This window comes from Collimonas fungivorans, assembly GCF_001584145.1.
GTDB lineage: Bacteria > Pseudomonadota > Gammaproteobacteria > Burkholderiales > Burkholderiaceae_D > Collimonas > Collimonas fungivorans.
Genome location: NZ_CP013232.1, coordinates 3182806 through 3194811, shown reverse-complemented (window position 1 = coordinate 3194811; position 12006 = coordinate 3182806). Strand labels below are relative to the sequence as shown.

The window sequence follows — 12006 nt, the reverse complement described above, 5'->3', positions numbered from 1 at the left end:
ACATGCAACGAGATAGTGTTTTTGATCTGATTGGCGTCGGCTTCGGGCCGTCTAATCTTGCGCTTGCCGTGCGCCTTGCCGAAGAGGCCGGGGCATCGCACCTGAACCATTGTTTTGTCGAGCGGCAGCCGGAATTCGGCTGGCACCGCGGCATGCTGCTGGACGATTGCCGAATGCAGATTTCCTTCCTGAAGGATCTCGTCACATTGCGCGATCCGAAGAGCCGCTTCACGTTCATCAACTACCTGTTCGAACGCGGCCGCCTGCCCGATTTCGTCAACCTGAAAAGCTTTTATCCGACCCGGGTCGAATTCCACGATTACCTGAACTGGGTAGCCCAGGCTTTTGATGAACGCGTGCATTACGGCGAGACCGTGGTCGGGATCGAACCGGTGGCGGCGACTGACAACAGCGGCCAGGTCAATGCCCTGCGCGTATTCTCACGCGATGAGGCAGGCCGCGAATGGCAGCGCGTGACGCATGCGCTGTCGGTAGGCATCGGCGGTTCGGCAAGGATTCCCGAAATGTTTACCGCGCTCGGCCCGCACAATGTGATCCATACCTCGAATTACCTGACCTCCATCGACCGTGTGGTCGGCGCTCCGCAGAACGGCCCGCGCAAGCGCATCGCGGTGATCGGAGCGGGGCAGAGCGCGGCCGAAGTATTCGTCGACCTGACGCGTCGCTATCCCGGCGTCGATGTCAGCATGGTGATACGCTCCAGCGCGCTGAAGCCGGCCGACGACAGCCCGTTTGTCAACGAGATTTTCAGCCCGGCGTACACCGACATTGTCTATGCGCAGGCGAAAGACGTGCGGCGCTCGCTGATCGACCGTTTCCGCGACACCAATTATGCCGTGGTCGACCGTTCTCTGATCGAACAGATCTACGAAATGCTGTACCTGCAGAATGTGGCGGCCGAACCGCGCCATCGCCTGCTGGCGAACACGGCGATCGAAGCCGCCGTGCGCAACAGCAACGGCCAGGTAGAACTGACCCTGCGCGACCGCTTGAGCGGCCACGCCTGCGCCGAACGGTTCGATGCACTGGTGCTGGCAACCGGCTACGGCCGCGCCAACCACATTGGATTGCTGGACGGGCTGACGCCGTATCTCGGCGACGCGCTGGCGCAGGGCAACGTTGGGCGCGACTACCAGCTTGCCACGCCTTCGCACTTCAAGCCGCGCATCTACCTGCAAGGCTGCTGCGAGGACAGCCATGGCTTGTCCGATACGCTGCTGTCGGTGCTGGCATTGCGCTCGGATGAAATCACCGCATCGCTGGTGCAGGGAGCAAAGCAGGAACGGACGTTCAGTCCGGCAGTGGATCAACAGAAAAACGGAGTGGGCGGCGGCCGGATAGCCTCTGCCCTTTGATAAAGAAGCGGCGCAGTTTCAAATACAAACCGCATTGCAAATGGGAGTAGTAGAAGATGGAATGGATAACAGGTACGCGTCGGCGTGCAATCGTCGTTGCCGCAAGTATGTTGTTGGAGGCAACGGCAGTTGGTTATGCACACGCTCAGCAGGCGGCACAGCCGGCAAACGACGCGCAGAAGAACGGCAAGGCAGAGGGCAAGACGGACAGCACGCTACCCGTCATCAATGTCAATGCAGGAGCGGACGATGACGGCGCCGTCGGCCTGGTGGCGCGGCGCAGCGCGAGCGGCACAAAAACCGATACGCCGCTCAACGAGATCCCGCAGACGATCAATGTCGTCACCGCGGCCCAGATCGAGCAGACCGGCGCGGCCAGCATCAACGATGCGCTGCGCTATATTCCGGGCTTTTCGTCGTATGGGTCGGAAGTGCGTTCCGACTGGTACTCCGTGCTGCGCGGCTTTACGCCCAGCGTATTCGTCAACGGCCTGCAGGTGCCAAGCACGCTGAATCTGGCCAGTTGGCGCGTCGATCCTTACATGATCGACAGCATCAGCGTGCTGCGCGGCCCGACTTCAGTGCTGTACGGCCAGGGCGATCCCGGCGCTATCGTCGACGTCCAGAGCAAGCTGGCAAATGGCGAGCGCATCCGCGAACTGCAGGTGCAGCTGGGCGACTATGCCAGGAAACAGGTTGCAGTCGACATCGGTGACAAGATAGACAAGGACGGCACGCTGTCGTACCGTTTCGTCGGCCTCGGCCGCGACGGCAATTCGCTGACGGGGCCGCACGCCGAGCAACGGGTTGCATTCTCGCCATCGATCCGCTGGCAGCCGGACGCTAGTACTTCGCTCACCGCCGCCGTGACTTACCTGCAGGACTGGGGCGATGCTTCCAACAATTTCCTGCCGGCGCAGGGCACTATCCTGCCCAACCCGAATGGCAAGATTTCCGAAAACCTGTACACCGGCGACCCGACTTTCTCGCACTACCGCAAGAAGCAATGGTCGGCAGGTTACCAGTTCGAGCACAAGTTCGATCCGGTCTGGACCTTCCGCCAGAATACCCGCCTGATGCATCTGTCGCTCGACCAAGGCCAGGTGTTCGGCGGCGGCCTGGACCCGGCCGATCCGTCGCAGCAGACGCTGTTGCGCTATGCCGGCCTGTACCAGCTCAACTACAGCCGTTTCGACATCGACAACCAGGCCCAAGCCAAGTTCAGCAGCGGCCCGTTTGAACATACGGTGCTGGTCGGCGCCGAATACAACCGCCAGAGCACTACCGACAGCGAATGGATGACGACCGGGACCAGCCTGAACATGTACAACCCGGTATATGTTCCGATCACCAACGATATGCTGACCGGCCCGGACGCCTTCCCGCGCACCTACACCAAGACCACGCTGAACATGTTCGGCCTGTATGCGCAGGACCAGATCAAATGGCGGCGCTGGGCGCTGACCTTCGGCGGCCGCCAGGACTGGAGCAACACCAAGCAGAACGATATCGCCGGCGGCAGCAGTTTCCAGCAGGATGACCATGCCTTCTCCGGCCGCGTCGGGCTGGTCTACCTGGGCGATTACGGTTTGTCGCCATATGTTAGCTATTCAACTTCGTTCAACCCGATCATCGGCGTCAAGCTGGCCAATGGCGGGCTGGCTGCGCCGAGCAAGGGCCGCCAGATCGAAGCGGGCTTGCGCTGGCAGCCGGCCGGCAAGAACCTGATGCTGAACGGCGCGTTGTACCAGATCTACCAGACCAATGTGCAGACGCCGGATCCGCTCGATCCGACCGGAAGCTTGTCGGTGCAGACCGGCGAAGTGCGCTCGCGCGGGGTCGAGTTCAGCGCGGTGGGCAATCTCTCGCGTGAGTTCTCCATCATTTCCGCCTACGTCTACCAGGATGTGAAGAACACCAAGGCCAATGATGCGTCGCTGGGCAAGTGGCCGGTCGATATTCCGCGGCCGCGCCAGATGGCCTCGCTGTGGGGTGACTGGACCTGGCGCACAGGTGCGCTGGCCGGATTCGGCGCGGGCGCCGGCATCCGTTACCAGAGCGGCGCTGCCGGGGCTTCCGACAATTCACTGTATGTGCCGAGCTACACGGTGTTTGACGCCGGCATCCACTATGACTTGCCTAACTGGCGCCTGACGCTGAATGCGACGAACCTGTTCAATCGTACCTACGTCAGCGGCTGCCAGTCGGAGAACACTTGCTTCTACGGTAACCAGCGCACGCTGGTCGCTAGCGCAAAGTACAACTGGTAAAGACGCGGCCCTGCGCTGATTGGCATCTTTCAGTGCGGGGCCGATGCAGATAATTGACTACTCGAACGGACAGGACATCTATGCCAAAGAAAAAACTCGTTTATATCTGGTCGCTGAGAAATGCGGCGGCCGACAGGGCAGGGCAGGAGGTCGCGTACAAGAACGGTGCGCGCTACATGAAATCGGTGCTCGAATACCTGGTTGAGGCACTCAACCAGACTGAGCTGGGAGACATGTATTCTCTTGAAAAAGTGATCTACGACGACGATGCGGATTCGGCCGTCGACCGCGAAAAGCTGAAGGAGTATGGTTTCTCTTATGAACCGGGCAAGCGCTGGTTCTATCCTCCGGATCTGAGCGTGCAAGGCCAGCCGGTAAATGAGCTGCTGCTGGCGATTCCGTCAGCTTACCGGCGGCTTGGCATGCAGGCGCCTGAGCGTACGGCAGGGAAAAGCGCCTTCGAAAAGAAGCTGCTCGATACCCTGGTAGAGCTGAAGGCGGACATCGTCGTGCTGGACGGCTTGTTGATTATCCTGGACGAGCTGGTGCGGCCGGGCAGCCTGTTCGAGCGGAAGATCGTCAATATCCACCCCGGCGTCACGCGTGCGGATTCACCATACGAGCGGCGCGGCGCCTACGCGACGCTGGATGCATTGCACGGTGCGCGCGGCAAGAAAGTAGTCAACTGGCAAACCATGGAAACGGTGCCGGTGACACCGCTCTACATGACCGGAGCGTCCTTTCATTACGTTGACAACGGCATCGATTCCGGAGAAGTGATCCATGACGTGCTGAAAACCGAAATCGACAAGGAAGACACGATCCTGGAACTGCGCTGGAACAACTTCAACCGCAGCCTGTTTCCGGCGCTGCACGAAGGCCTGGCCAAGATCTATCGGCAGTAATAAAACGGCCATGCACAATGAGTCGCATGGCCGTTCTCTGCAGCTAATTACTTCGGTCAGCTCTTTTTCGCCTGGTCGCGGATCGGCAGGTTGCGGATGCGTTTTCCGGTGGCCGCGAAAATGGCGTTGCATAAGGCCGGGGCGATAGGCGGCGTGCCTGGTTCGCCGACGCCGCCCAGCGGCATGGTATCGTACACGCTGGACTTGTGCGGCACCATGTGGACCCGCAGGTCGCGTGGCGCGCTGAACGCGCGCAGCACTTCGTACTCGTGGAAGTTGCCTTGCTCCGCGCTGCCGTTCTTGAAGGTGATTTCCCCGGTCAGCGCCAGGCTCAGGCCCATGATGCAGGCGCCTTCGACTTGCGAGCGGATGCGGTCCGGCGTGATCTGCGGGCCGCAATCGATCGCCATGTCGACCCGCGGAATGCTGATCGTGCCGTCGTCCGCGACCACTACCTCGATCACCGCTGCCACATAAGACATGAAGCTGTACGCGACGGCCAGGCCAAGGCCATGGCCCTTGGGCAGCTTGCGGCCCCAGCCGGCTTCCTTGGTCGCCAGCTCCACCACGGCGCGCATGCGGCCGGTATCGAGCGGATACAAGACCGGCGATTCACCGTAGTTGATAGTGTCCGACATCTCCTGTGGATTGATCTGGCGCGCCGGACCTATCAGCTCCAGCAGGAATTCCCGATGGTCGCGCTTGGCCGCGGCCGCCAGTTCCGCCACGAACGACTGCACGGCAAATGCGTGCGGGATGTTGTAGACCGAACGGAACCAGCCGATGCGGGTATGCGCTTCGACTTCGGGCGCCTCGATGCGGATGTTGGGAATCACGAACGGGATGTTGATCGCACCCATGCCCAGTTCGCCCGGCTGTTCGCCCTTGGCGCCGGCGACGAAGGTCGAGGCGATGGTCGGAGCCGCTGTGCGGTGCAGCCAGGCTTGCGGCTTGCCCTTGGCGTCCAGCGTGCTTTCCAGGTGTTCCAGCGATACGGTATGGAAGTAGTCGTGGCGCAAATCGTCTTCGCGCGTCCAGGTGACTTTTACCGGCACTCCATCCATGGCTTGCGACAGCAGCGCTGCTTCGGCCACGAAGTCAGGCTTGGATTTACGGCCGAAACCGCCGCCCAGCAGGGTGACGTTGACCTTGACGTCGGCCGTCTTCCAGCCTAGGCGGTCGGCAACGGTGTCGCGCGTGGCTTGCGGGTCCTGCACGCAGGCCCAGACTTCGCATTTGCCGTTGGCGGTGCGCGCGGTGGCGGCTGGCGGTTCCATGGTGGCGTGGGCCAGGTGCGGAATATAGTATTCGGCTTCGATGCGCTTGCCGGCCTGTCCCAGAACCGCCATGGTGTCGCCGCTATTGCGCACTACTTTGGCCGGCTTGCGCGCGGCTTCTTGCAAGGTAGTCTTGAACGCAGTCGAATCGTAGCCGCCGTGCGGACCGTTGTCCCAGGTGATTTTCAACGCTTCGCGGCCCTTGATTGCAGCCCAGGTATTACGCGCAATCACTGCGATGCCGCCGAGCGGATTGAATTTCGCCGGGGCGGGCTGCCCTTGAGTTCGATGACCTTCACCACGCCCGGAATCTTCAGGGCTTCTGCAGGATCGAAGCTTGCCACTTTGCCGCCGTACACCGGCGGCCGCGCGACCACCGCGTACAACATGCCTTCCAGGCGGGTATCGATGCCGTACTGGGTATTGCCGGTGACGATGTTGCGGAAATCGACGCTGCCGAACGCATCCTTGCCGATATACCGGAATTGCGACGGATCTTTCAACTGTACCTGCGCCGGCACCTGCAGCTTGGCGGCGTCGACTGCCAGTTCGCCGTAACCCAGCTTGCGGTTGCTCTTGGCGTGCAGCACTTCATGGTTCTTGGTGGTGATTTCCGCTGCCGGCACGTTCCAGCGTGCAGCTGCGGCGGAGACCAGCATCAGTCGCGCGGTGGCGCCGACCTGGCGCATCGGCGTGAAGAAATGGCGCATGCTGCGCGAACCGTCGGTATTCTGGTTGCCGTAACGGCTTTCGTCGGCGTTGGCTTGCACCACGCGTACCCGGCCCCAGTCGGCGTCGAGTTCATCGGCCACCACCAGCGGCAGGCTGGTGCGGATGCCCTGGCCCATTTCGGAGCGGTGGGCAATGATGGTGACGATGCCGTCGGCGCCTATCGAGACAAAAATCAGGGGATCGTTGACGGTGCCGCCAGGCATGTTGGCGCCGCCGTATTTTTTTGCCGGAGCGGCAGCGTCGGCCGCCATCACCAGTCCGTTCACGCCGACTGTCAGCGCCAGTCCGGTAAACGCGCCGACTCCCTTGAGCCAGGTGCGGCGGCTCATGGAAGCGACTTCGGTGTTAGCGCTATCTTTTGCGAAATCGAAAGCGGCGCTCATTTTGTCACTCCTTTATCTGCGACTTGCCTAATCGCCGCACGGATGCGGGTGTAAGTGCCGCAACGGCAGATATTGCCGCTCATGGCGTCGTCGATTTCCTTGTCGGTCGGTTTCGGCGTGGTTTTCAGCAGGGCCGTGGCCGACATGATCTGGCCGGCCTGGCAGTAACCGCATTGCGGTACGCCCAGCGCAATCCATGCTTCTTGCACGGCATGGCCGACCTTGTCGTCGGCGATGGCTTCAATCGTCGTGACTTTCTTGCCGGCGGCGGCGCTGATCGGCGTGATGCAGGAGCGGATCGGCGCGCCGTCCAGGTGCACGGTGCAGGCGCCGCACAGGGCCATGCCGCAGCCGAATTTGGTGCCGGTCATGCCGATGTGATCGCGCAGGGTCCACAACAGGGGGGTGTCTTCCGGTAAGTCGACTTCGTGCTGCTTGCCGTTGATGTTCAGGCTTGTCATGGTGGGTTTTACCTTTCCAACTTGGGGTTGATTACCTATTGATGGAGAAACTGAGGCAGTATAGTCGAATTGATAACTTCTTGATTGCTTGTTACCATCCGGCTTGATAAACCGCGCCTGGGCATTGTAGACCTAACTCAAATTCTTTGATTAGGCGCAACTGTTTCGAGGATAATTGGCAGATTGCAATTTTGGTGATGGAGTTCCGATGTCCGATTTGTTGAATAGAGTGGGTCGCATTCCCGACAATGTTTCGCTGCCTGAGCTGACGCTGCGAGGCATCATCCTTGGCGCCTTGATTACGGTCGTGTTCACGGCCTCCAACGTCTACCTGGGCCTGAAAGTCGGCCTGACTTTTTCTTCCGCCATCCCGGCCGCCGTGATTTCCATGGCCGTGCTGCGCATGTTCAAGAGCGCCAATATCCTTGAAAACAACATGGTGCAGACCCAGGCTTCGGCCGCGGGCACCTTGTCTTCCATTATCTTCATCCTGCCTGGGCTGGTGATGATCGGTTACTGGCAGGGCTTCCCGTACTGGCAGACCCTGGCGATCTGCGCTGCCGGCGGCATGCTGGGCGTGATGTTCACGATCCCGCTGCGGCACGCGATGGTGGTGCAAAGCGACCTGCCTTATCCGGAAGGCGTGGCGGCGGCAGAAATCCTGCGCGTCGGCAGCGCCGAAGTCGAGCTCGACGCCGCCACCGGCAAAGCCGGCGCCAAGGCTGAAACCGGCATCGTCGACATCATGGCTGGCGGTTTCACAGCCGCTGCGGTGACCCTGTTTTCATCCGGTTTCCGGGTACTTGGCGAGGGCATCAACCTGTGGTTCGCGGCAGGGCCCGCGGTAGTGCGCCTGTCCGCCGGATTTTCGCTGGCCTTGCTGGGCGCTGGCTACCTGATCGGCATCGTGGCCGGCATGGCGATGCTGATCGGGCTGCTGATCGCCTGGGGCGTAGCGGTGCCTGTATTGACGTCGATGCACAGCATCCCGGACGGCGTGACGCTGGCCAAATATGCGACCGGCCTGTGGAGCAAGGACGTGCGCTTCATCGGCGCCGGCACCATCGGCGTGGCGGCGGTCTGGACCCTGATCACCTTGTTCAAGCCGATGATGGAAGGCGTCAAGACCTCGTTCCAGGCTTTGCGCGGCGGCAAGGGCCGCATCAACATTCCGCGCACCGAACAGGATCTGGCGCCGAGCTGGATCATCGGCATCACCCTGGTGCTGGTGGCTATCCTGGTGGCGACTTTCGCCAGCTTCCTGAGCGCCGCGCCTTTATCGGCCGGCATGGTATGGGGACTGGTTGCCTACAGTGTCTTGTTCGCCGTGATCTTCGGTTTCCTGATCGCCGCCGCCTGCGGTTACATGGCTGGCCTGATAGGTTCTTCCGCCAGCCCGATTTCCGGCGTCGGCATCGTCGCCGTGGTGCTGGTGTCGCTGCTGATCCTGCTGGTCGGCAGCGGCGACGGCTTGCTGGCAACCGAGAGCGGCAACAAGCTCGGGATTGCGCTGGCGATCTTCACCACCTCGGCGGTGATCGCTGTGGCCACCATTTCCAACGATAACCTGCAGGATCTGAAAACCGGCTGGCTGGTGGGCGCTACGCCGTGGCGGCAACAGGTGGCCTTGTTGATCGGCTGTGTGGTGGGTGCGGTAGTGATTCCGCCGGTGCTGGAACTGCTGTACAACGCCTACGGTTTTGCCGGCGCTATGCCGCGCGCCGAGATGGATGCGACGCACGCCTTGTCGGCGCCGCAAGCGACCCTGATGACCGCAATCGCGACCGGGATTTTCACCCATCAGCTGAACTGGGACATGATCCTGATCGGCCTCGGGCTGGGTGTGGTGCTGGTGACCATCGACGAAGTGCTGCGGCGCCGCGGCGGCATCGCGCGCCTGCCGGTGCTGGCGGTAGGCATCGGCATCTATTTGCCGCCGACGGTAGCTTCGACCCTGGTGCTGGGCACCTTGCTGGCCTGGGTGATCGAACGCATCCTGAAAAAGCGCGCACAGAAGGCGGGCGTGCCGTACGAGCAATTCGCCGAAGCGCCGAACCGGCGTGGCGTCTTGCTGGCGTCCGGCCTGATCGTCGGCGAAAGCCTGGTGGGGGTGCTGCTGGCCGCCATCATCGGCTTCACCGGCAACGATTCGCCGCTGGCGCTGGTTGGCGCTTCCTTTGAAAACACTGCGCAGTGGCTGGGGCTGATTGTCTTTGCAGCTGTGGCCTGGGTTTTCTCGCGCCGTGTGCTGACGGCGCGCCAGCAATAGGCGTTCGCTGGCTGCTGTGTAGCCGTTGAAAGAATGGACCGGGCTGAATACCCGGTCCATTTTATTTTGCAGATCTTGTTTCAGCCGTGCCGGCCGGCTACTCGTAGTGCAAGGCAATCCCGAACTGCTCCACCAGTGCGCTGCGACCCTCCGGCGTGATGCCGACTACGCGTGAATGTTTGCTCCTGGTCAGCCAGCCCAGCTCGACCATGCGCTTCGCCAGTGTCGCGCCGAGCGCGCCGGCCAGGTGGTCGCGCCGTTCGCTCCAGTCCAGGCAAGGATAAGCGAACTGGCGCCGGCTCTTCTGCAATTGCCGGGTATCGATGCCGAAATCTTCGAACCAGGTTTCGCCCTGTTTCGATAGCGAGAAAGTGCCGTCGTCGGCCTGCAGCAGGCCGCGTTCGAGCAGCACCTCGGTCAGCTGGGTGCCCAGTTTGCCGGCCAGGTGGTCGTAGCAGAAACGCGCTGTGCAGATTGCGTCATTGTTGCTGGCCGGACCGGTGCGCTGGCGTTTCGGCGCAAACACCATCAGCGATTCGATCAGGCGCGCCACTTCCGGCGAAGCCAGCCGAAAGTATTTATGCCGGCCCTGCGAGGTCATGTCGAGCAGCTTGTCGTCCACCAGCTGGCGCAAGTGCGTGGTGGCGGTGGCGGGCTTGATGTCAGTGCCGCAGGCCAGTTCCTTGGCGGTCAGGGCGCGTCCCTCCATCAGCAGCGCCAGCATCTGGATGCGGGTCGGATCGCCGATGGTGCGGGCCAGCCGGCTGAGGTCGGGTTCGTCGTTCATAGTTTGATGGTAACCGTACTGTTGTTGTGTGACAAGCCAGCTCAACAGGCTCAGAATCAAGGCTTGAACACTCAGGTAACGGAGCCGCTGTAATGACATCCCACAAACTGGCGCAAGCATCCGCCACGTCCGTTGTGAAAGCGGCAAGGCCTGCCGCGGGCTGGACCATTGCGGCCAGCAGTTTTGCTTTTATCATCGTCCAGCTGGACATCACCATCGTCAACGTCGCATTGCCGCAGATCGGCGCCGACCTCGGTGCGCGCGTCTCGGCCCTGCAGTGGGTGGTGGATGCCTATACCCTCGGTTTTGCCGTGTTCCTGCTGTCGGCCGGCGCCCTCGGCGACAAGTTCGGTTCGAAGCGTTTGTTCCTGGCCGGATTCTTGCTGTTCGCCTTGGCCTCGGCCGCCTGTGGACTGGCGCCCAATGCCGGTTTCCTGAACATCGCCCGGGCCATCCAGGGCATAGGCGCAGCGCTGCTGGTGCCCAGCTCGCTGGCTATCCTGAACCGCGCCTGCGCCCACGATAAAAAACTGCTGGCCAAGGCGATCGGTCTCTGGACCGCTGCCGGTGGCGTCTCGATTGCCGCCGGCCCGGTGCTGGGCGGCCTGCTGCTGGCCACAGCCGGATGGCGCAGCATCTTCTGGGTGAACATCCCGATCTGCATCCTCGGTTTCCTGCTCACCTTGCGCGTGGTGCCGGCCATGACAAGCAAGGCGCATACGCATTCCTTCGATTGGCCGGGGCAGATGCTGGCGATTGTCGCGCTGACCGGGCTGGTTGGCGCGGTGATCGAATTGCATCCGCTGGGCATGGGTCATCCGCTGGTGTTGGCCGGATTCTGCCTGGCGCTGATCGCCGGAGCCGCATTCATTTTGGTGGAACAGAAAGTCCCGCATCCAATGCTGCCTTTGAATTTCTTCCGCCAGACCAGTTTCACCGCGGCGGTACTGTTTGGCGTGCTGGTGAATTTTTCCTACTACGGCGTGATCTTCGTGATCAGTTTTTACCTGCAGAAAGTGCGGGGCTACAATTCGCTGCAAGCCGGACTGGCGTTCCTGCCGTTGACCGGCACTTTCATATTTTCCAACCTGGCCAGCGGCTGGCTGATCGGCCGCGCCGGCGTGCGCTTGCCGATGGTGCTGGGCGGCCTGGTCGGGGCTTTGGGATATGGTTTGCTCGGGGCTGTCGGCATCGCCAGCCATGCCAGTTTCCTGCAGATGCTGCCGGGTTTTGTGCTGATCCCGGCCGGCATGGGACTGGCGGTGCCGGCCATGACGACCTCGATATTGTCCAGCGTGGAGAAAAACAGGGCAGGGACTGCGTCGGCGGTGCTTAATACTGCCAGGCAGGTTGGTGGTGCGGTTGGGGTCGCGGTGTGCGGGGCGCTGGTCAGCGACAGTTTTGGCGGGGATATGGTCAGCGGGGTCAAGATTGCCATGTGGACTACGACGGTCCTGTTATTGGCGGCTGCGGGGCTGGGTTATCTGGTGCGGCCGGTCGCAACAAAATGACCTGATAAGCCAATCAAAAAATATTTCAAAAAAAA

General features: G+C 61.6%; 7 protein-coding genes and 1 pseudogene. 5 read left to right on the top strand and 3 right to left on the bottom strand.

Going from position 1 to position 12006, the window contains the following annotated elements:
* Positions 1–2 precede the first annotated feature (2 nt).
* The 3 genes from CFter6_RS13590 (at position 3) to CFter6_RS13580 (ending at position 4551) form a co-directional block, all read left to right on the top strand.
* Positions 3–1376, top strand: coding sequence for a lysine N(6)-hydroxylase/L-ornithine N(5)-oxygenase family protein (locus tag CFter6_RS13590; RefSeq protein ID WP_061540389.1), 1374 nt, complete (start codon positions 3–5; stop codon positions 1374–1376).
* Positions 1377–1432: 56 nt separating this feature from the next.
* Positions 1433–3646, top strand: a complete 2214-nt coding sequence (locus CFter6_RS13585; protein WP_061540388.1) for a TonB-dependent siderophore receptor — start codon at positions 1433–1435, stop codon at positions 3644–3646.
* 80 nt (positions 3647–3726) lie between these two features.
* Positions 3727–4551, top strand: coding sequence for a formyltransferase family protein (locus CFter6_RS13580; protein WP_061540387.1), 825 nt, complete (start codon positions 3727–3729; stop codon positions 4549–4551).
* A gap of 56 nt (positions 4552–4607) precedes the next feature.
* Here CFter6_RS13580 and CFter6_RS13575 read toward each other — a convergent pair.
* A pseudogene (locus CFter6_RS13575) lies at positions 4608–6943 on the bottom strand (xanthine dehydrogenase family protein molybdopterin-binding subunit).
* Positions 6940–7404: a (2Fe-2S)-binding protein gene (locus CFter6_RS13570; RefSeq protein ID WP_061540386.1), complete on the bottom strand. Its 465-nt coding sequence runs from the start codon at positions 7402–7404 to the stop codon at positions 6940–6942. The pseudogene CFter6_RS13575 and the gene CFter6_RS13570 overlap by 4 nt, the downstream one beginning before the upstream one ends.
* 208 nt (positions 7405–7612) lie before the next feature.
* On the opposite strand from CFter6_RS13570, the gene CFter6_RS13565 reads away from it, so the two are divergent.
* On the top strand, positions 7613–9673 hold the full coding sequence (locus tag CFter6_RS13565; protein ID WP_061540385.1) for an OPT family oligopeptide transporter: 2061 nt from the start codon (positions 7613–7615) through the stop codon (positions 9671–9673).
* A gap of 97 nt (positions 9674–9770) precedes the next feature.
* On the opposite strand, the gene CFter6_RS13560 is transcribed toward CFter6_RS13565, so the two are convergent.
* Positions 9771–10460 (bottom strand): ArsR/SmtB family transcription factor, encoded by a 690-nt coding sequence (locus tag CFter6_RS13560; protein ID WP_061540384.1) that lies wholly within the window; start codon positions 10458–10460, stop codon positions 9771–9773.
* A gap of 92 nt (positions 10461–10552) precedes the next feature.
* Between CFter6_RS13560 and CFter6_RS13555 the strand changes: the two genes are divergently transcribed.
* Entirely contained in the window at positions 10553–11971 is a 1419-nt protein-coding gene (locus CFter6_RS13555; protein ID WP_236904263.1) for an MFS transporter, read from the top strand.
* Positions 11972–12006 lie beyond the last annotated feature (35 nt).

Bases quoted from the DNA above. Each gene is read 5' to 3' on its own strand.
- CFter6_RS13590 (WP_061540389.1), top strand. From the start codon at position 3: ATGCAACGAGATAGTGTTTTTGATCTGATTGGCGTCGGCTTCGGGCCG.
- CFter6_RS13585 (WP_061540388.1), top strand. From the start codon at position 1,433: ATGGAATGGATAACAGGTACGCGTCGGCGTGCAATCGTCGTTGCCGCA.
- CFter6_RS13580 (WP_061540387.1), top strand. From the start codon at position 3,727: ATGCCAAAGAAAAAACTCGTTTATATCTGGTCGCTGAGAAATGCGGCG.
- CFter6_RS13570 (WP_061540386.1), bottom strand. From the start codon at position 7,404: ATGACAAGCCTGAACATCAACGGCAAGCAGCACGAAGTCGACTTACCG.
- CFter6_RS13565 (WP_061540385.1), top strand. From the start codon at position 7,613: ATGTCCGATTTGTTGAATAGAGTGGGTCGCATTCCCGACAATGTTTCG.
- CFter6_RS13560 (WP_061540384.1), bottom strand. From the start codon at position 10,460: ATGAACGACGAACCCGACCTCAGCCGGCTGGCCCGCACCATCGGCGAT.
- CFter6_RS13555 (WP_236904263.1), top strand. From the start codon at position 10,553: ATGACATCCCACAAACTGGCGCAAGCATCCGCCACGTCCGTTGTGAAA.